Raw genomic sequence first — 16884 nt, 5'->3', positions numbered from 1 at the left:
CTTTCTTCATTGGCAACCGCGTATTCAATCACATAAATGCGTGGCTTGGAATTTCAATAATCATGCTGACTGTAGCATTTATAGTTTATAATATCATTAAAAAAGTAGAAAATGAAAAGAAAGATTGATTTTTTGATTGTGGCATTATTTGCCGTTGTTTTGTTTGCTTCATGCGAAAGAGTTGCTCCCAATTATGCCGGTGTCCTTATGGAGAACTACGGCAAACAAGGGAAAGAAGATTTTAAAATCGTTTCCGGTAAGGTATCTACATGGGAATTAGGCACAGAGCTTTTTCAAGTTCCGCTATTCGATCAGCGTGGAGAATTTGCCGAAGCTGTCACACTGAAAGCAGCCGATAATACAGAGTTCAAGGCACGTCCCACATATAGCTATAAAGTTATCAAGAACCGTGCCATTGATGTTGTCTTTGACAACAAGCATATTGGCCGTGGAAGTGATTTCATGTCTTCGTTAGAAGATAACATTTTGGAGCCACGTATATATGATTTGATAAAAGAGGAAAGTCGGAAACATAAGACTGACAGTTTAATGGCTGATGGAGGTTCATTAGTGTTTGAGAAACGATTGGAACAGATAGTTGACAAAGAGTTTGAAAAAAGAGGTCTGCAATTACTCACATTCTCTGCCCAGTTGGAGTTCTCCGATAAAGTTCGCGAAAAAATTGATAGTAGAAATGAAGTGAATACCAATATCTCCGTGTTGGATCAACAAATTGAGGAACAGAAGAAGCGCAATGAACTGGAACAGTTAAAAACCGAGCAGGCTCTAATTCAGTCAAGAGGTCTGACAAAAGAAATATTATATAAACAGTTCATTGACAAATGGGATGGAACAAGCCCTTTGTATGGTATTGCTCCTGAATTTCTAAAAATAACAAAATAGTATGCCGACATTTCAACAAAGAAGAGATACAATATTGTCTCAATTTGCACAAGCAAAAGCCGATTTGGAAACACTTAATAGTGATATTGATACAGAAATCGAAAAGAATAAATCTGTTATTTCTACGCTAACTTCTAAAAATACAGAATTGGCCTCTTTAAAAAGTAATAATGAAAGCTCAATCAAGACTTTTGCTAAATTCTTAAAACAATAATCATTAACCCGATTAATAATCAGCTTCTCCCGGTGTGGCTTGGCCGCCTATCCGGGAACTATCATGCCTCACCTTTTTTCTTCTCTTTGCAAGTCGAGCCGAGTACGCTGCATACGCTCCACGGCGGTAGATACTACAAAGAGTCTTTTTGTTCATATAAGAATGCCTCTATTGTGGAGGCAAACGAATAAGTGGCGGAATTGGAAGACGCTTAGTTTCTGTGGTAAAAATGCACGAATAGCATCACGAGTCAGGTAATCATGCTATTAACACTTGACATACGTACAAACGGAAGCAGAAACGAAAATCCTGATTGCAACAGTTCCCGGTTCGAGTCCGGGCTTATTCTCATAAATCAATCATTATGAAAGTTGAAATTCCCGACTATTTCCTAAAATCCTTTATCCGACATTTTGAAAGGATAACCGAGAATTGTAAAGCTTCACCTTCTGACATCAAGACCAGTGAAGCACTAAGGCTTGGAAAGAAAGATGTAATTAAGCTCAAAAGATTTATAAACAAAAAAGTATAATTTATGAAACGAAGGATCATAGGTATAGATGTTGGCAAAAACGGTGGTATTGTAGTGTACGACACCGAGAATAACAAATTATTGGAGTGTATCAAAATGCCACCAACTCCCAAAGACTTATTAGATTTTCTCTCCATATACAAAGAAAATAGCGTTTGTTATTTGGAACGAGTGAATGGCATGACCGGACAAAGTGCTTCTGCCTCTTTTGTTTTTGGAGAAAGTTACGGACAGCTGACTATGGGATTGATAGCTTGTGGGATTCCGACAGTAACAGTATCTCCACAAACTTGGCAAAAAACTATAGGATTACGAAATACAGACAAATTGGGTAAGACAGAATGGAAAAACATCTTAAAGAAGAAAGCCCAACAGCTGTTCCCGTATGCAAAAGTTACATTGGCAACTTCGGATGCCTTACTAATATGTGAATATGGTAGAATTAAAGAAAAGGAATAATGGAAAAATTAAAAAAATGTAGCAAATGTGGCCGGGAACTTCCGGTCAGTGAGTTTTGGAAAAATGCTTCAACCGAAGATGGATTGCAGACATATTGTAAAGAGTGCGGTAATGTTTATGCCAGAAACCGTAAGAAAACTCCGGGGGGGGGGAATTTGAAGAAAATATATTCCAATCCTGAATTGGCAAAATTTTCTCCACGGGAACTTATCGCAGAATTGAAAGCACGTGGATATACCGGAGAATTGAAATACACCCAAACAATATCATTATAAATGGAAAAGTTACGTCTATTGGTTACAACCAAATGTCCGAACAAATGTCCTATGTGTTGCAACAACTCATGGGATTTTTCAAAATTACCAGTTGTTGAGCACTTTAATTACAAAGAGATCATGATAACTGGTGGAGAACCACTTTTGTTTCCTGAAAAACTGGCAAATTTGGCTGAAAGTATCAAAACCGTTCAAAAATTGGCCTATGGAAATAAAGGAAAATTATTTCTATATACGGCACTGGCTGATATGCTCCCCAATTATATCAGATACTTCGATGGAGTTGTTTACACTCCACATTCTGTTAATGATGTTCATAGTTTATTGGAGGCCAATAATTTTTTGTTGGATTACAAAGATGAACTTATGGAAAGTAAATCTCTTCGGCTCAATCTTTTTCCTGATATTAAAAAGCATATTCCTGACAACACAGACCTTTCGTTATGGAAAGTAAAAGATATGCAATGGATCAAAGATTGCCCGGTTCCAGCTGATGAAGAGTTCAAAAGAGTAGCTGAATTATGGGAGGTGGAATGATGAAAGATGTAATTACCCCCCCCCCATACACAACATCTCTATCCTTATCGCTGGTCTTTAGAAGATGCTGTTTTTACTAAAGATAAGGGAAAGGTATTTTCTTGTTTTGCATGTGGCGGTGGCTCTACTATGGGTTACAAAATAGCAGGTTACGATGTTATTGGCTGTAATGAGATTGATCCACGAATGATGAAATGCTATGAAACAAACCATCATCCCCAGTATAGTTATTTGGAAGATATTCGTGATTTAGTGAAAAGGAATAATCTTCCCGAAGAACTGTACAATTTAGATATATTGGACGGATCACCACCTTGCAGTACATTTAGCATGTCGGGATTACGTGAAGATGCGTGGGGTAAAGAAAAGAAATTCAAGGAAGGTCAAAAGACACAAGTTTTAGACACGCTCTTTTTTGATTTTATTGCACTTGCCAAACGCTTAAAACCTAAAGTCGTTATTGCTGAAAATGTAAAAGGACTTCTTTTAGGGAATGCGATTGATTATGTCAGACGTATATACAAAGGCTTTGAGGAAGCTGGTTATTACTGTCAGCATTTTCTTCTTGATGCTTCTAAAATGGGAGTACCTCAAAAAAGAGAACGTGTATTCTTTATATGTATCAGACATGATTTGGGAGCCCATTTCCTAAAAGTTTCAGACCTCTTCAATGTTGAGCCATACATCGACATGGAATTTAATGAATCGGAAATATATTATGGGGAATATGCGGATTACAAGGGAAAGCCTATTGGCGTAAAAATGAGAAAGTTATTTGAGCAGAGAGTGGCAGGAGATATTGCTTTGGCAGAGGCCTATAAGAAACAAACTGGAAAACGAGGCTTTTTTAATCAACAATATCTATATGAGAACAAAGTAAGCTACACCCTAACAACTCATGCAGACTCAATTATTCCTTTTAAACAGCCTATATATTTATCACGGTCAGAAGTATGTAATATATCCACATTTCCACAAGATTATCATTTCCTCAACCAATCCCCACATTATATCTGTGGAATGAGTGTACCACCCGTTATGATGGCACAAGTAGCCTCACGAGTATGGAAATATTGGTTATCTAAATTATAAATCAAATGAAATCAGAAGAATTAGCAGCCCAATGGTGTCGGGATCATCCCGATGCAACATTGGAACAAGCATTCATGGCCGGATTAGGCCATAAGATGAATATGAATAAGGATTCTCTTTCTGCAAGGAAAGACAAATTCAGAAGTGAAGTCCTCATGTATAGAGGAAAATATCCTGATGATATGTTGAAGGACTTTTTTGAGTATTGGACTGAATGCGGAGGCCGGAAAATGCGCTTTGAGAAGGAACGTACATTTGAAGTTTCCAAACGTTTAGTCAGATGGTCTAATAATGATTTTAACAAGTATGGGAAACAACTTAATTCAAGTCAACAGCAATCTCCCGGCAACCGAAAAGAAAGCGTTGAAAGACTTGCTGACCTTGCAAGCGGAGTATTACAAGGGATTGCACGTAAGTTCGATTAAAGAAGCTGTTCTCAACACTCCTAACCTACCACTCTCCGTTATAAGAAAAGAAATCACATTGGCTGGCGCAAGAGCCATACTGGTAATTGCGATTAACGAGCTTGTGTCTTTTTTCAATGTTGGAAAAACGATGAATGATGTTCAAGTGGCACTTACCGCTGATCTAATAATAGACAGATTCTATTATCTCAAATTGGAGGAAATCAAATTGTGTTTCCGTAATGCTATGGCTTCCGGTAAGATTTACGATAGACTGGACGGTAATATCATTCTCGGCTGGTTAAATGAATACGATGTACAGCGTGATGAAATTGTTTCTTCTCTTTCAATTAATGAAGCCCATGAACAAAATAATAACAGCACTGGAATGTTCTACGGAGAATATATCAAACATCTAACTGAAAGATCGGAAAATGGAGATGAAGAGGCCAAAGAATTATTGGAATCCCATCAATCATTCATACAAAGGATGAAATCAAATGATAAAGAAGCCGCTTTCAAAAAATGGAAAGAAGAATATTATGGAAGAACTAAGAAACAAACTACTTGACTGGGCAAAACAATTTGAAACACCTGATTTTATAAAAGATGATCCTATATTCTTCCCACATAAGTACAGTGATAAAAAGGACATAGAAATCAGTGCCTTTCTTACTTCATGGATAGCTTTCGGGAATCGCAAACTGATAATGCAGCAAGCAGAAATTTTGGATAATCTAATGGGTAATTCTCCTTATGACTTCATTATGAACAAAGTATGGGAACAATACAAAGAAAATACAAATACCTTCTACCGTATGTTCACCTACCATGACTTCTTCTGCATTTGCCAGCGGTTGTACAACATATATCAGGAATGGGATGATTTGGAAGTATTTTATGAGGGTTACAACAATGTTATCCGTGAAATACAAACAGATTTTGGTGGCGTAAAAGGTATTCCAAAATTGGAGCGTGATTCTCCATGCAAGCGTATTTGTCTGTTTCTACGGTGGGTAGTACGAAAATCGCCGGTGGATTTAGGTATTTGGACTATTATTCATCCAACAGAATTATACATACCATTGGATGCGCATGTTGCAAAAATGGCACATCAGCTTGGGATAACAACACGCAAAACAGAGGACTGGAAAATGGTTCAACAAGTAACCAATTACATGAAAACAATTTTCCCGGATGATCCGTGCCGGGGAGATTTTGCATTATTCGGATATAGTATTAACAATAAATAATTTACATTATGTCAGAACTTAAAATCACACAAGAAAAGGTAACAGCCGCTTTTAGTGAAGCAAACGACTGTCCTAAAGCAATTAGTATTCTAACAGCCCTATTCGGAAAGCAAAAGCCGGATTATACAGATTATCACAATATTAAAACCTACGAAGATGCTTGTGAAGCAATAGGTGTAAAACCCATTGTTCGCCTACTTGTTGAAGATGAAGACGGACACAAAGAAGAAGTGGCTGATATTGCACACCTCGCCTACATCAAACTATACACTATTGCCCGTGCGTTAAACAACGATCCTGATTTTCCACGATTTACTAAAGATGAATACCGTTATACGCCGTGGTTTTATCTTTATAATCAAAAAGAAATTGATGAAATGGACGAAGAGGATCGTAATCGGCTGGTTCTTTGGGGCGGTCATGCGACTCACGGTGCGGCTTGCGGCCTCGCTTCTGCGCACTCGTATAACGCTTGGCCGCTCTCGGTTGCGTATGTCGGCTCTCGCCTTGCTGTAAAATCAAGTGAAATCGCAATTTACTTTGGAGAACAATTCAAAGAATTGTGGAAAGACTTTCTGATTGGAAAAAAGTAATCACACTGGGGAGGCCGCATCAAAGCGGCCTTTTCCATACCTTTTAAATCTATGACTCCAAAAGATTTTTTCGACAAAGTGGTGGAAATGCGCCGTTGCCAAAAAGAATATTTAAAAAATAAGAGACAGATAGATTTACGAATAAGTAAACAAATTGAGCGTGAAGTAGATGAAGAAATTGAACGTGTTCAAAAAATCCTTCACGACAAACAGAATCCGCAACTCTTTTAGACTATGGTTAATATGAAAATCCTTGACCTGCCATTAAAAGCAAAATGGTATGAAATGATCGAATCCGGAAATAAGAAAGAAGAATACAGAGAGATCAAGAAATACTGGATCGGAAGATTAGCAAAATGTGGAGGTCGCAATTCCTATGAAAAGACTGGTTTCTATTGTAAGAAAGCTATTTGTTTTTCTTGTATTACACGTGGAAACGGCTTTCACCCCAAAGAATACACTCATGTTCGCTTCCGTTTTGGCTACACCAAACGGACAATGCTTTTTGAACTTGAATCTATAACCATCGGAGTTGGTAACACCAATTGGGGAGCACCGGATAACGAATGTGTATTTATACTTAAACTGGGAAAATGTATCAAAAAAAATGAAAGTAAGGACTCAACAGAATTTCAACCGAAAAACTTATGAAACAGTATTCGGTATCAGCATCATGCCTGACGGTGGTAGAAGATATTGCAAATATCCAATAGGCCACCAAGAATACAAAGACTATACCCAAGCATACCAAGCTATGAAAGATGTACAAAAGATATTGGATAATGGAGGCCGATTAGTGTATTCTCCCAAAGGTAGTGCCGGGATTAATAAAAATGAATATGTAAAAATTGAAATGGCATAAAAATGAAAATATTAGTAAGTTTTTCAGGTGGTAAGGATTCACAAGCATGTTTAATCCAAGCCTTCAAACAATATGGGGGGGGGGGAATTTAACCGCTGTGTTTTGTGACACCGGTTGGGAACACCCTGACACATATAAACATGTGAATGATGTTTGTCTGCAAATGGGTGTAAGACTTATAACTCTCAAATCAAAATATGATTTTGTGTCTTTGGCAGCTCATAAGAAAAGATTTCCTTCCACGAATGCACGATTTTGTACCAGTGAACTAAAAATGAAGCCAATGATTGATTATGTACTTTCTTTGAAAGAAAGCTGCATTATCATACAAGGTATCAGAGCCGGAGAAAGTACAGCACGTGCGGCAATGGAAGAGGAATGTATGTACTTCAAATCGTATTTTCAACCTAATAAGAAAGGAAGAACTGAAAACTACCGAAGTAAGGATGTCAAAGAATGGTGTTCCCAATATGACGCTTCTGTTCTAAGACCTATCTTCAAATGGAGTGCACAGCAAGTTATAGATTGCATACTGGATGCAGGGCAGAAACCGAATCCATTGTATTATCGTGGATTCTCACGTGTTGGATGTTTCCCGTGTATCATGTGTCGGCACAAAGAAATCGAACTCATAGCCAAAAATGATCCTAAAATGTGCCAACGCCTAATTCAAGCAGAGAAAAGCGTAGGACATTCCTTCTTTCCTCCATTATACATACCTCAAAGATTCTGTAAAAACAAACAATATCCTTATGTAGAGGAAGTTTTGGAGTACGTTAAAGAACATACCCCTGATATGTTCGAGCCGGAAGGTGGATATGCCTGCATGAGTCTGTTTCATGGACTATGCGAGTAAATAAAAATGGAATGAACATTATGATACGAGATCCTTACTATTTGGCGAAAACGGTCTTAGGTTCATACAACTTGTATATCCTCAAAGATCCTTTCGGATCTTGGCATTATTCGTGTGTTGGTACATTCAATACTAAAGATGAAGCTATAGATTATTATCATAAGTTGAAAGAAGAAGAGAAAATGATTTCAAGAATGCACATGAAATTAATAATAACAGAATAGAAAGGATATAAATAATGCCGATAAGCGAAGTATATAACATGGACTGTATGGAATACATGAAGGGGATTCCTGATAAGTTCTTTGATTTAGCGATAGTCGATCCCCAGTATGGCATAGACATAATGCACAAAGGTGGGATGCCGAAGCATTTAGGCTTTAAACAATATAAAAGAAAGGATTGGGATAAGTCCCCCCCCGGAAAGAAATATTTTGAGGAACTATTCAGGGTATCGAAGAATCAAATAATTTTTGGTGGTAACTACTTTACTACCTATCTTCCTCCCAAAATGGGTTGGATTGTTTGGGATAAAGGACAACATGGATTAACTATGTCTGACGGTGAATTGGCATGGAGTAGTTTTGACAAGGCTCTTCGGATCATAACTCTAAACCGGTGTACAATTGGAGAACGAGGTGGAAATATCCATCGTTGTCAGAAGCCAGTGAAATTATATGCTGAAATATTAAGAAAAAACGCCAAAGAGGGAGACAAAATTTTTGATAGTCATTTAGGTTCAGGAAGCAGCAGAATAGCTGCTTATGGACTTGGATTCGATTTCTATGCAACTGAAATAGATGAAGAATACTTTGAAGCACAAGAAGAACGTTTTCACCGGGAATGTTTTGGGGAGATAAAAACAGAGAGAGGAAGGTTGGTTCAAACTAATTTATTTGATAAATAGATATGAAACAGACATTAGAAGAAGCCGTAAATGAAATTGGAGGCGTACATCCTGACTGGGATAAAATAACTTGTTTTAGAATAGGATTCAAAGAAGGAGCCAGATGGCAGACAAAACAACCTCCGTGGGTATCAGTGAAAGAACGGTTACCGGATGAAAATGAAGACATCATCATTCTATGTAAACATGGTGCGATTTTTAACGGTACATATAGCAACAATGTATGGTTCTGCATGGATGGTTATATCTATGACACGTACAAAGGTAACCCAATTTACTCTTCAATGAGCAGCATACCTCCGTCATGGGAACCGATAGCATGGATGCCAAAACCTAAATTTGAAGAATAATGAATATTGGAATTTTAGCCGTTGATAGCAATTTCCCCCAATTTAGCACTTATGAAGATCAGTGCTTACCACAAAGCAAGAGGCGATCAAGTGGAATGGTATAATCCACTATGTGAATATGATAAAGTATATGCAGCTAAAGTTTTCACTTTCACACCCGACTATAACTATTATATCAATACTAACCAAATAGAAAAAGGTGGTACCGGATATGATATTGAAAAAGTTCTTCCAGTTGAGGTTGATCGTCTTCAACCTGATTACTCGATCTACAATATTGACTCCAATTTATCCTATGGATTTCTGACACGTGGGTGTCCCAATCGGTGTAAATGGTGTGTTGTTCCTAAAAAAGAAGGAAAAATCTCACCTTATATGGATATTGAGGAAATAACAGCCGGACGGAAAAAAGCTATCCTTATGGATAATAATATACTGGCCTCAAACTATGGCTTGCAGCAAATAGAGAAAATCATCAAACTGGGTATCAAAGTGGATTTTAATCAAGGACTGGATGCCCGTTTAATCACGGATGAAATCGCTCGGCTACTTGCAAAAGTAAAATGGATTAAACGTATTCGCTTTGGATGCGATACACCGGGACAGATTGCAGAAGTTGAACGTGCTTCCGCTTTAATAGACAAGTATGGATATAAAGGGGAATATTTCTTGTATTGCATCCTTATGGACTTTAAAGAATCGTTTGCGCGCGTCAACTACTGGAAATCTAAAAGCCGCCGTTTTCTTCCACATTGTCAACCCTTTCGTGATCTGAACAATCCACACCAAATTATTCCACAGTGGCAGAAAGATATGGCACATTGGGCTGATAGGAAGGAAATATACATGAGTTGCGACTTCAAAGACTTTTCACCAAGAAAAGGATTTTTATGCAAGGAATACTTTAAAATGTTGTAAGATGAAATTAAACAAAAAGACAGAGCGACTTATTAAACGTAGAGCCGCTGAACTTAAAAAATTATATGAAACTCCTAATCCCGAAGTAGATAAAATTATTTCTGAATTGAGAGCAGAAGCAACGAAACGTCCACAGAACATGAGTAAGGAAGAAGAGATTGCTTATATTCTGAAAAAGGCTGATGAAAATTGTGATCATATAGAAATTCGTAAAATCCTAAATGTAAGTAATACATGAATACATCTTTTGAACGATCTGCAAATGCTTCCGATGAATGGTACACACCACGAGAAATCATTGAAGCATTAGGTGAATTTGACCTTGATCCATGTGCTCCCATGCACCCTCTTTGGCCTACTGCAAAAATCATGTACAACAAGCAGGACAATGGTCTTGTACAAAATTGGGGGGGGGCGAATTTGGCTTAACCCTCCGTACTCCAAACCGCTTATATGGCAGTTTGTAGAGAAATTGGCAGAACACGGCAACGGTATAGCACTACTTTTTAACCGGTGTGACAGCAATAAGTTTCAAGACATCATCTTCACGAAAGCAACTGGTATGATGTTTTTGAGAAATCGAATAAAATTCTTCCGTCCCGATGGAACACGTGGGGACAGCCCCGGTTGCGGTAGTGTTCTTATTGCATTTGGCCGGGAAAATGCCGAAATTTTAAGGAACTGCTCTTTACAAGGCAAATATGTTGAACTTAACAATGATAAATGATGAAAGTCTTATATTTACTCATGCTCATTGCCGGTCTTCTGTGGATCGGTGATTTCTCTATCACCTTAAAACCCTTTTCTATATCTTTACCATGCTGGTATAAATCCGTTGGCATACTTCTATTTTGGCTGTCAATGACTATATATGTTTTAGGTGAGCATACCAAAGACTATAAAGAAGGATTTGATACTGGGATTAAACAGTGCATTGAGATACTTGATAGAAATTGCCACTCTAAAGAAATAAATAATGATGAAACAGTACAGAATTAATAAAACGACTACCTTCGTAGAAGATAATCGCAGCGAAAACAGAGAGAAATACCTTCTTCCTGATTACAAAGTGCAAGTTAAATTTGCAGGGATTTGGATAACAGTCAAGTCCTTTCATGATGAAGATGAAGAATACGCAAAGAACTGTGCGAATGAACTTCTTGAAAAACTTAACGAAAAGATTTGATTATGATTGAATTACAAGGAAAATTCGGCAAAGATTGTAAAATATTTGCAAATACAATAGAAAATGAAGCTATTGGAACGATACAAAACATTTTGAACAATCCGGTTACGACTGGTGTTCCGGTTCGTATTATGCCTGATACCCATCAAGGAGTAGATATAGTGATTGGATTCACCATGCCAGTTACAGATCGTGTCAACCCCAATCATATCGGAGTGGATATTGGTTGTGGAATGTTGTGTGTAGAAATTGAAAACGCAATAACAGAAGGTTCTTTCCCGGACATTAATCATGCAATCCGTTCCATCATACCTATGGGATTTGAGATTAACCAACAACCTTTATCCAAACAAGAAAAGGAAGATTTGTTTACCTTCTTATCTATCAGAATGGATCAGTTCTGCTCTAAATACCAACTAACCAAACCAGTTATTAATGAAGAATATGTATCACAACTTTGTAAGAAGGTGGGGATAAATGAAGGCGCATTCTACAACTCTTTAGGTACATTGGGAGGTGGAAACCACTTTATAGAACTGGGGCGTGCCGAGTCAACCAATAATATATTTCTTACAATACATACCGGATCGCGCAACTTTGGTGTGAAGGTCTGTAAATTCCATGCAGAAATAGCAAAATTTGACAAAAAGGCTTTTTCTAATGAAATTCAACGCTTGAAGTCCACTGTTGAGCCACAATTCATGCAAACTGAAATACTACGTTTGAAGGAAAAATTTACCGAATATTCTGGGTATCTCACAAATGAAGCAATGCTCCACTATTTATGTGACATGGTGATCGCACAAGGATATGCCGCATTCAACCGCAAGTTGATTATACAACGTATAATCAGAGCTTTGGGCTGGAACGCTGCAATATCCGTTGAGACAGTCCATAACTATATCAGCTTTGATGATATGATAATCCGTAAAGGGGCTATTGCCGCATACGCCAATGATTACGTTGTGATTCCTATGAATATGGCAGACGGTATTCTTCTTTGTCGTGGTAAGGGAAACAAAGACTGGAACTATTCTGCACCACATGGTGCAGGACGCTTATACTCCCGTTCCGAAGCTAAAGAAAGATTATCAATGGACGCATTCAAAACCCAAATGAGCAAAGTGTATTCCACTTCCGTATGTGAAGGGACATTGGATGAAAGTCCTATGGCATACAAAAATGTTCAGGAAATAAAAGAGCTTATAGAACCTACGGTAGAAATTATTGATACAATTGTGCCACTAATCAATATCAAAGCAGTATGATAGAAAAGACAGACTTCCCATATACTCTTGGCGGCTATGTTGAACAGCAAAATTATAAAGGTTTCGACATAGCCGTTTCCATTCGTAGATACAAAGGAATATCAGCTTATGTCATTTCCTCGGAGAAAAGGCTGATCCGTGAAGAATCTGCCACCTTTGCCGACAAAGAAGACATGTTCCGTTGGGGACGAGAAGCGGTTGACCGATATTTGGAACAGCAAGAACGTAGAAAAGAAGAAAATACGATCAAACGGGCAGACTATTATAAGAAGAAAGCTCGTGTGGCAGCATTGAAAGCCTTTAATGCCGCTATGTATTTCTCTGATATAAAGGACGGACTTTATGATAAGGCAAAAGGATTTTTTGAGTATGAACTGGATAAGGAACATGGAAAGATCAAATGAAAACACTTGATATTATACAAGGCTTTTGCGATCATGTTTTTCGTGATAAAAAAGGAAACCGCATCTTTCCCAATATTTTTGTCGGGAAATGGGAAGCTGACTTATTGGAAGTTACCCGGTCACGCCTGACTTATGAATATGAAGTAAAAGTAAGCAGATGTGATTTCCATAAGGATAAAAAGAAAAGTGATAAATATGGCAAGAACAAGTTTGATGTTGTCACTTCCGGCCAACGTACCAATTATTTTTATTATATAGTACCAAAAAGTTTGATAAAGCCCGATGAAGTCCCTGATTTTGCCGGGCTTATTTATGCTTATGAAGGATCAGTGCAATGTTATTCTCTTGAAAAGGGAAGGTATGCGGTAAAGAGAATTTTCTTTGAGGTAGTCAAGCCTGCCCAAAAAGTTTCTGACATGAAAGCGGATGATAATTTCATTCGTAAACTCGACTTATCCATGTACTATCGCTATCACCAAATGAGAAGAGATAATTACAAAAATAAGGAATAATATGGAATTAAGATTAGACCCTGAAATACCGGTCACACGGGTTGTCAACGGACATAATGTTTTCAATAAAGGCTATCACCACGGATTAAGAGGAAAAACCTATGAAGAATACTATGGCAAAGAGAGAGCTGTTGAAATAAGAAAAAGACACAGCGAGGCTTTGAAAGGACATAGATATTGGTCTAATGGAAACGCCCATGCCTTTGCGTGTATCGCAATCACTCCCGAAGGCAAATGGTATAGATTCGATTCAATAACCCAAGCCGCCCAAAAGCTAAATCTGAATTATGCCACAGTTCGCCGGTATATAAAACGAAAAATCAAGCCCCAAAATGGCTGGCAATGGTTTTTGGAGAAAGATAATAACTGGATAAAACATATTGATAATGGGAAAATTAAATGAGATCGCGCAGAAAGCTTATGAATGTGCCGTAAGACGTGGAAAGATTGATCCCGACAATGATAGCAACAACAATCTTCACCGCGATCTGCTTGAAGAAGTTGCCGAAGTCTTTGAGTGTACGGGTGAGAAATCTCCACATATTAAAGAGTATTTAGATGTAGAAGAAGAACTGGCAGATGTAATCATTGTTGCCCTAAGTACACTACATCATTTCAAATGTGACATTGATTCACTCATTGAAGCCAAAATGAATTATAATAAAAACAGAATGGATTGATATAGGAACCGGACAATTAATAAAGTTGATTGTTGAGACGTTTGTCCTTATCTTTGCACTACCATGTGTCTATAAAGATTTCATGAACTTATGGAAAGAAAAATAGGTGATATAAAAGACAAGAAGTTAAAAGCTGAAAATATCACACTGGCAGCAATATATAACATATTGTTCACCAATGACATAGTTTGTTCCTTAATTGTAGAAATGTTAAGTGAATTACGTAAATCAAGGCTTTGTCGTTTCCGCGTAAAGCAGCAAGGAAATAAACTGGAACAGTTGATGCTTCAATATGAAAAGAAAATCAATAAAATAGCTGGACACCGGGCTTTTTTCATGGCTGATGCTAACCAGTATATTGCAGATGAAGTACAACCTGATCTGCTTAAAATGGAATACTCCATTAAACTGGAATTTGACAAATGCCGGATTGAAAACAGTGCCTTACTTGCCAAAGTAGAACTTACAAGATGTATGGCAGAGCTTGCTTGTCTATCCCTTGACAAACGGATAGAAGAAGTCCGTCCATACAACAAAGAAGTAACCGGAATAACATATCTCCGGCTCACTGACACACTTAAAGTATTGGACGAACTTTCTGATATTTTATATAAGGGAGGGTATTGTGACCTCAATCAAAGTGATAATTGCAAAAGGGGGATGGCTATCATACAACGAAAACTTACTGATTGTGATATTATCAGCCGCGCAATCAATGAGTCAGACAAGTTAAATCCGGCTGGGGATGATGAATAAAAATGGCAAAATATCGTATAGGAATATCCGAGAATCTATTAGGAGACAAACGCTATCAGTGTCAGATTAAAAGATTTGGCATTTGGTGGAATGATGAAAGTTTCAGCACTAAAGAAAGAATGTTAGATTATGCCCGTAAACTTGAAAAGGCCGGGCATATAGTGTTTAACTATTTATAAGCGAACAATGAAATTAGAAGGAAAAATTATTGTGGCACAACCGATACAATCGGGTGTCTCAAAAAATGGTAACAACTGGCAAAGACAAGATTTCGTTTTGGAAATTTCCGGCCAATACCCTAAAAAAGTCGCTTTTTCAGTAATGAATAGCAATATTCAGAATTTTGGATTAGCAGTCGGGCAAGACGTTGATATTGAAATAGATATTAATGCGAATGAATGGCAAGGAAAATGGTTTAACTCCATTACTTGCTGGAAAGCAACACTCCGTAATCCAGGACAGCCTACCGCAGCGCAACAGCCCCAAACTTATTATCAGGGGGCATCATCCACCGCGGCACCCGTACAAACTGCCATACCTCAACCGCCAGTGGATTTTGGGGAACAAAAAGACGATTTGCCTTTCTAAAGAAAAAGGAGAAGGGAGCATTTCGGCTCCCTTCTTATTAATTAATGTTCCACCTTTACAATTTCATTATAAACGATTTTGCTTCGTGGGTTATGATTGACTATCGTTTGTTTATACCCCTTTGTCCCCCATCTCCACCATAGGAACCTGTGTTTATATATCCGGCTTATCGCACTTGAAAGACTGTCTCTCACTTCATAAGTAAATGTGCTGTCAGGAATATTTGCATAAAAATCCACCCATTTATCTGAATAATTGAAACAGCTGTCTTTCAGAACAAATACAATACTGTCTTTAGTGACAACTTTTGTGGTTGTGATATATTCGACTTCTTTTGGACGCAGATTCAATTCTTTTATTAGTTTTGCATCCGCACTCCGCAGCTCTTTCAATTCTTCTATGTTAAGCCGTAAAACATGGTTTTCAACCACATTTAGACTATCCCTAATCTTATATTCTTCAAGCCCAGTACAGAGACTTTTCATATTATCTGAAAGTCGGGCACTTTCCTTCTTCTCTTCCTGCCACAACCGGTACATCAAAAAGGTTGCCGCAAGGAGTAACACAAAGATTACTCCTATACCTATCTTCAATCTCATAATCAATCTGTATATACATTTTTACCAACTTCCGCAATAACTACCCATGCACCATTACAGAAACCATATATCTTACCGTCATTCTCCGGCATTTCAGGTATTGTATTAAGTTTTGTTTCATTGGCAGTGGCTTTGCTAAGAGCTGTTTGAGCTGTACTTTTTGCAGCATCAGCCGTTGTTTGTGCGGTCACGGCCTTTCCATCAGTAACAGCCAACATTCCAGTCAGAGTTTTTTCATTGGTTACTCCTGCAAGGAAGGTTTCAATTTCATTGAAGGTGTCAATGGCCGTAGTCGCATCAACAGTACCAACCAATTCATCCAAAGCGGTCTTCACCGCATTTATGGACTGTTCCAGTTGGGACTCTGCCAGTTGAGCACGTCCGCTTTCTGCTAAAATATCCGATTTGCTCGCACTGCTGCTACCATCAGAACTTTCCAAAAATGAAGATGAAATAGGAAGTTCATTACATCCTACCATAACATATTGTCCGGCTATCAACCCGTCGACATTCATATCACAGAACTCTCCAACCCCAAGTGCTGTTTTGTAAGGTACATAATCCTTTCCATTAGAACTTTTGTACACAACAACTCTGTTGTTTGCTGCATCTCCAAAATTGATGCTAATAGCAAATTTCCCAGTAGATAACTGTATAGGTTGGCTTTCGTACCAATCCTCTTCTTTAAGAGTAAAATTCAAGTTTGCCATATCTTCTATGTGTTTATATGTTTGTT

Annotated in this window: 29 protein-coding genes and 2 pseudogenes; 28 read left to right on the top strand and 3 right to left on the bottom strand. The window is 37.9% G+C overall.

Annotation, left to right across the window (positions count from 1 at the left end; all coding sequences use genetic code 11):
* Positions 1–111: 111 nt before the first annotated feature.
* Together HMPREF9447_RS24065 and HMPREF9447_RS24060 are read left to right on the top strand one after the other, a co-directional pair.
* Positions 112–903, top strand: a complete 792-nt coding sequence (locus tag HMPREF9447_RS24065) for a hypothetical protein (RefSeq protein ID WP_009132285.1) — start codon at positions 112–114, stop codon at positions 901–903.
* A 1-nt stretch (position 904) separates the two neighbouring features.
* Positions 905–1117, top strand: coding sequence for a hypothetical protein (locus tag HMPREF9447_RS24060; RefSeq protein WP_009132284.1), 213 nt, complete (start codon positions 905–907; stop codon positions 1115–1117).
* Between the two features lie 12 nt (positions 1118–1129).
* Here HMPREF9447_RS24060 and HMPREF9447_RS28635 read toward each other — a convergent pair whose 3' ends face one another.
* Positions 1130–1273 carry a hypothetical protein gene (locus HMPREF9447_RS28635; protein ID WP_153877579.1) on the bottom strand — a complete coding sequence of 48 codons (144 nt, stop codon included), beginning with the start codon at positions 1271–1273 and terminating at the stop codon, positions 1130–1132.
* 379 nt (positions 1274–1652) lie between these two features.
* Here HMPREF9447_RS28635 and HMPREF9447_RS24050 point away from each other — a divergent pair, with 379 nt between their 5' ends.
* The 26 genes and pseudogenes from HMPREF9447_RS24050 (at position 1653) to HMPREF9447_RS23920 (ending at position 15549) form a co-directional block, all read left to right on the top strand.
* Entirely contained in the window at positions 1653–2108 is a 456-nt protein-coding gene (locus HMPREF9447_RS24050; protein ID WP_009132283.1) for a RuvC family protein, read from the top strand.
* Entirely contained in the window at positions 2108–2383 is a 276-nt protein-coding gene (locus HMPREF9447_RS24045) for a hypothetical protein (RefSeq protein ID WP_009132282.1), read from the top strand. The genes HMPREF9447_RS24050 and HMPREF9447_RS24045 overlap by 1 nt, the downstream gene beginning before the upstream one ends.
* Complete coding sequence (locus tag HMPREF9447_RS24040) at positions 2384–2920, top strand: hypothetical protein (RefSeq protein ID WP_005794323.1); 537 nt, start codon at positions 2384–2386, stop codon at positions 2918–2920.
* A 129-nt stretch (positions 2921–3049) separates the two neighbouring features.
* Entirely contained in the window at positions 3050–4012 is a 963-nt protein-coding gene (locus HMPREF9447_RS24035) for a DNA cytosine methyltransferase (protein WP_009132281.1), read from the top strand.
* 5 nt (positions 4013–4017) lie between these two features.
* Positions 4018–4437: a hypothetical protein gene (locus HMPREF9447_RS24030; protein WP_009132280.1), complete on the top strand. Its 420-nt coding sequence runs from the start codon at positions 4018–4020 to the stop codon at positions 4435–4437.
* Complete coding sequence (locus HMPREF9447_RS24025; RefSeq protein WP_005794327.1) at positions 4319–4987, top strand: hypothetical protein; 669 nt, start codon at positions 4319–4321, stop codon at positions 4985–4987. Before HMPREF9447_RS24030 ends, HMPREF9447_RS24025 begins: the two co-directional genes overlap by 119 nt.
* Positions 4959–5669 (top strand): TIGR02757 family protein, encoded by a 711-nt coding sequence (locus HMPREF9447_RS24020; RefSeq protein ID WP_005794329.1) that lies wholly within the window; start codon positions 4959–4961, stop codon positions 5667–5669. Before HMPREF9447_RS24025 ends, HMPREF9447_RS24020 begins: the two co-directional genes overlap by 29 nt.
* Before the next feature lie 8 nt (positions 5670–5677).
* A complete protein-coding gene (locus tag HMPREF9447_RS24015; RefSeq protein ID WP_009132278.1) occupies positions 5678–6262 on the top strand; it encodes a hypothetical protein in 585 nt (194 codons plus the stop codon).
* 51 nt (positions 6263–6313) lie between these two features.
* Positions 6314–6493, top strand: a complete 180-nt coding sequence (locus tag HMPREF9447_RS24010; RefSeq protein ID WP_005794333.1) for a hypothetical protein — start codon at positions 6314–6316, stop codon at positions 6491–6493.
* A 54-nt stretch (positions 6494–6547) separates the two neighbouring features.
* Positions 6548–6913: a hypothetical protein gene (locus HMPREF9447_RS24005; RefSeq protein WP_005794334.1), complete on the top strand. Its 366-nt coding sequence runs from the start codon at positions 6548–6550 to the stop codon at positions 6911–6913.
* Positions 6870–7124: a hypothetical protein gene (locus HMPREF9447_RS24000; protein ID WP_005794336.1), complete on the top strand. Its 255-nt coding sequence runs from the start codon at positions 6870–6872 to the stop codon at positions 7122–7124. Before HMPREF9447_RS24005 ends, HMPREF9447_RS24000 begins: the two co-directional genes overlap by 44 nt.
* Before the next feature lie 46 nt (positions 7125–7170).
* Positions 7171–7980 (top strand): phosphoadenosine phosphosulfate reductase family protein, encoded by an 810-nt coding sequence (locus HMPREF9447_RS23995; RefSeq protein WP_007854413.1) that lies wholly within the window; start codon positions 7171–7173, stop codon positions 7978–7980.
* A gap of 271 nt (positions 7981–8251) precedes the next feature.
* A complete protein-coding gene (locus tag HMPREF9447_RS23985; RefSeq protein ID WP_227212363.1) occupies positions 8252–8887 on the top strand; it encodes a DNA methyltransferase in 636 nt (211 codons plus the stop codon).
* Positions 8888–8889: 2 nt separating this feature from the next.
* Entirely contained in the window at positions 8890–9237 is a 348-nt protein-coding gene (locus tag HMPREF9447_RS23980; protein WP_005794341.1) for a DUF551 domain-containing protein, read from the top strand.
* A pseudogene (locus HMPREF9447_RS23975) lies at positions 9237–10155 on the top strand (radical SAM protein). Before HMPREF9447_RS23980 ends, HMPREF9447_RS23975 begins: the two are co-directional and overlap by 1 nt.
* 1 nt (position 10156) lies before the next feature.
* A complete protein-coding gene (locus HMPREF9447_RS23970; protein WP_005794343.1) occupies positions 10157–10393 on the top strand; it encodes a hypothetical protein in 237 nt (78 codons plus the stop codon).
* Positions 10390–10882 (top strand): annotated as a pseudogene (locus tag HMPREF9447_RS23965) (DNA N-6-adenine-methyltransferase). Before HMPREF9447_RS23970 ends, HMPREF9447_RS23965 begins: the two are co-directional and overlap by 4 nt.
* On the top strand, positions 10882–11154 hold the full coding sequence (locus HMPREF9447_RS29475; RefSeq protein ID WP_005794346.1) for a hypothetical protein: 273 nt from the start codon (positions 10882–10884) through the stop codon (positions 11152–11154). The pseudogene HMPREF9447_RS23965 and the gene HMPREF9447_RS29475 overlap by 1 nt, the downstream one beginning before the upstream one ends.
* Positions 11132–11341, top strand: coding sequence for a hypothetical protein (locus HMPREF9447_RS23955; protein WP_005794348.1), 210 nt, complete (start codon positions 11132–11134; stop codon positions 11339–11341). Before HMPREF9447_RS29475 ends, HMPREF9447_RS23955 begins: the two co-directional genes overlap by 23 nt.
* Before the next feature lie 2 nt (positions 11342–11343).
* Positions 11344–12609 carry an RNA-splicing ligase RtcB gene (locus HMPREF9447_RS23950; RefSeq protein WP_009132276.1) on the top strand — a complete coding sequence of 422 codons (1266 nt, stop codon included), beginning with the start codon at positions 11344–11346 and terminating at the stop codon, positions 12607–12609.
* Complete coding sequence (locus tag HMPREF9447_RS23945; protein ID WP_005794352.1) at positions 12606–13013, top strand: hypothetical protein; 408 nt, start codon at positions 12606–12608, stop codon at positions 13011–13013. Before HMPREF9447_RS23950 ends, HMPREF9447_RS23945 begins: the two co-directional genes overlap by 4 nt.
* A complete protein-coding gene (locus HMPREF9447_RS23940; RefSeq protein WP_004326731.1) occupies positions 13010–13525 on the top strand; it encodes a hypothetical protein in 516 nt (171 codons plus the stop codon). The genes HMPREF9447_RS23945 and HMPREF9447_RS23940 overlap by 4 nt, the downstream gene beginning before the upstream one ends.
* Position 13526: 1 nt before the next feature.
* On the top strand, positions 13527–13928 hold the full coding sequence (locus tag HMPREF9447_RS23935) for a hypothetical protein (protein ID WP_005794355.1): 402 nt from the start codon (positions 13527–13529) through the stop codon (positions 13926–13928).
* On the top strand, positions 13912–14205 hold the full coding sequence (locus HMPREF9447_RS23930) for a nucleoside triphosphate pyrophosphohydrolase family protein (RefSeq protein WP_004326733.1): 294 nt from the start codon (positions 13912–13914) through the stop codon (positions 14203–14205). The genes HMPREF9447_RS23935 and HMPREF9447_RS23930 overlap by 17 nt, the downstream gene beginning before the upstream one ends.
* A gap of 90 nt (positions 14206–14295) precedes the next feature.
* A complete protein-coding gene (locus HMPREF9447_RS23925; protein ID WP_004326734.1) occupies positions 14296–14961 on the top strand; it encodes a hypothetical protein in 666 nt (221 codons plus the stop codon).
* Positions 14962–15147: 186 nt separating this feature from the next.
* A complete protein-coding gene (locus tag HMPREF9447_RS23920) occupies positions 15148–15549 on the top strand; it encodes a DUF3127 domain-containing protein (protein WP_009132275.1) in 402 nt (133 codons plus the stop codon).
* Positions 15550–15590: 41 nt separating this feature from the next.
* Here HMPREF9447_RS23920 and HMPREF9447_RS23915 read toward each other — a convergent pair whose 3' ends face one another.
* Together HMPREF9447_RS23915 and HMPREF9447_RS23910 are read right to left on the bottom strand one after the other, a co-directional pair.
* The gene (locus HMPREF9447_RS23915; RefSeq protein WP_005794364.1) at positions 15591–16154 is read right to left on the bottom strand and encodes a DUF6549 family protein; all 564 of its coding nucleotides are present in this window, start codon (positions 16152–16154) and stop codon (positions 15591–15593) included.
* Positions 16151–16858 carry a hypothetical protein gene (locus tag HMPREF9447_RS23910; protein WP_005794365.1) on the bottom strand — a complete coding sequence of 236 codons (708 nt, stop codon included), beginning with the start codon at positions 16856–16858 and terminating at the stop codon, positions 16151–16153. Before HMPREF9447_RS23910 ends, HMPREF9447_RS23915 begins: the two co-directional genes overlap by 4 nt.
* Positions 16859–16884: the final 26 nt, after the last annotated feature.

Source organism: Bacteroides oleiciplenus YIT 12058, from assembly GCF_000315485.1.
Taxonomy (GTDB): Bacteria; Bacteroidota; Bacteroidia; order Bacteroidales; family Bacteroidaceae; genus Bacteroides; species Bacteroides oleiciplenus.
Note: the sequence above shows the minus strand (reverse complement) of the source record. Positions and strands in the feature narration are given on the sequence as shown.

Excerpts from the sequence above, each read along its gene's own strand:
- HMPREF9447_RS24065 (WP_009132285.1), top strand. The coding sequence starts at position 112 with ATGAAAAGAAAGATTGATTTTTTGATTGTGGCATTATTTGCCGTTGTT.
- HMPREF9447_RS24060 (WP_009132284.1), top strand. The coding sequence starts at position 905 with ATGCCGACATTTCAACAAAGAAGAGATACAATATTGTCTCAATTTGCA.
- HMPREF9447_RS28635 (WP_153877579.1), bottom strand. The coding sequence starts at position 1,273 with ATGAACAAAAAGACTCTTTGTAGTATCTACCGCCGTGGAGCGTATGCA.
- HMPREF9447_RS24050 (WP_009132283.1), top strand. The coding sequence starts at position 1,653 with ATGAAACGAAGGATCATAGGTATAGATGTTGGCAAAAACGGTGGTATT.
- HMPREF9447_RS24045 (WP_009132282.1), top strand. The coding sequence starts at position 2,108 with ATGGAAAAATTAAAAAAATGTAGCAAATGTGGCCGGGAACTTCCGGTC.
- HMPREF9447_RS24040 (WP_005794323.1), top strand. The coding sequence starts at position 2,384 with ATGGAAAAGTTACGTCTATTGGTTACAACCAAATGTCCGAACAAATGT.
- HMPREF9447_RS24035 (WP_009132281.1), top strand. The coding sequence starts at position 3,050 with ATGGGTTACAAAATAGCAGGTTACGATGTTATTGGCTGTAATGAGATT.
- HMPREF9447_RS24030 (WP_009132280.1), top strand. The coding sequence starts at position 4,018 with ATGAAATCAGAAGAATTAGCAGCCCAATGGTGTCGGGATCATCCCGAT.
- HMPREF9447_RS24025 (WP_005794327.1), top strand. The coding sequence starts at position 4,319 with ATGGGAAACAACTTAATTCAAGTCAACAGCAATCTCCCGGCAACCGAA.
- HMPREF9447_RS24020 (WP_005794329.1), top strand. The coding sequence starts at position 4,959 with ATGGAAGAACTAAGAAACAAACTACTTGACTGGGCAAAACAATTTGAA.
- HMPREF9447_RS24015 (WP_009132278.1), top strand. The coding sequence starts at position 5,678 with ATGTCAGAACTTAAAATCACACAAGAAAAGGTAACAGCCGCTTTTAGT.
- HMPREF9447_RS24010 (WP_005794333.1), top strand. The coding sequence starts at position 6,314 with ATGACTCCAAAAGATTTTTTCGACAAAGTGGTGGAAATGCGCCGTTGC.
- HMPREF9447_RS24005 (WP_005794334.1), top strand. The coding sequence starts at position 6,548 with ATGATCGAATCCGGAAATAAGAAAGAAGAATACAGAGAGATCAAGAAA.
- HMPREF9447_RS24000 (WP_005794336.1), top strand. The coding sequence starts at position 6,870 with ATGAAAGTAAGGACTCAACAGAATTTCAACCGAAAAACTTATGAAACA.
- HMPREF9447_RS23995 (WP_007854413.1), top strand. The coding sequence starts at position 7,171 with ATGTTTAATCCAAGCCTTCAAACAATATGGGGGGGGGGGAATTTAACC.
- HMPREF9447_RS23985 (WP_227212363.1), top strand. The coding sequence starts at position 8,252 with ATGGAATACATGAAGGGGATTCCTGATAAGTTCTTTGATTTAGCGATA.
- HMPREF9447_RS23980 (WP_005794341.1), top strand. The coding sequence starts at position 8,890 with ATGAAACAGACATTAGAAGAAGCCGTAAATGAAATTGGAGGCGTACAT.
- HMPREF9447_RS23970 (WP_005794343.1), top strand. The coding sequence starts at position 10,157 with ATGAAATTAAACAAAAAGACAGAGCGACTTATTAAACGTAGAGCCGCT.
- HMPREF9447_RS29475 (WP_005794346.1), top strand. The coding sequence starts at position 10,882 with ATGAAAGTCTTATATTTACTCATGCTCATTGCCGGTCTTCTGTGGATC.
- HMPREF9447_RS23955 (WP_005794348.1), top strand. The coding sequence starts at position 11,132 with ATGATGAAACAGTACAGAATTAATAAAACGACTACCTTCGTAGAAGAT.
- HMPREF9447_RS23950 (WP_009132276.1), top strand. The coding sequence starts at position 11,344 with ATGATTGAATTACAAGGAAAATTCGGCAAAGATTGTAAAATATTTGCA.
- HMPREF9447_RS23945 (WP_005794352.1), top strand. The coding sequence starts at position 12,606 with ATGATAGAAAAGACAGACTTCCCATATACTCTTGGCGGCTATGTTGAA.
- HMPREF9447_RS23940 (WP_004326731.1), top strand. The coding sequence starts at position 13,010 with ATGAAAACACTTGATATTATACAAGGCTTTTGCGATCATGTTTTTCGT.
- HMPREF9447_RS23935 (WP_005794355.1), top strand. The coding sequence starts at position 13,527 with ATGGAATTAAGATTAGACCCTGAAATACCGGTCACACGGGTTGTCAAC.
- HMPREF9447_RS23930 (WP_004326733.1), top strand. The coding sequence starts at position 13,912 with ATGGGAAAATTAAATGAGATCGCGCAGAAAGCTTATGAATGTGCCGTA.
- HMPREF9447_RS23925 (WP_004326734.1), top strand. The coding sequence starts at position 14,296 with ATGGAAAGAAAAATAGGTGATATAAAAGACAAGAAGTTAAAAGCTGAA.
- HMPREF9447_RS23920 (WP_009132275.1), top strand. The coding sequence starts at position 15,148 with ATGAAATTAGAAGGAAAAATTATTGTGGCACAACCGATACAATCGGGT.
- HMPREF9447_RS23910 (WP_005794365.1), bottom strand. The coding sequence starts at position 16,858 with ATGGCAAACTTGAATTTTACTCTTAAAGAAGAGGATTGGTACGAAAGC.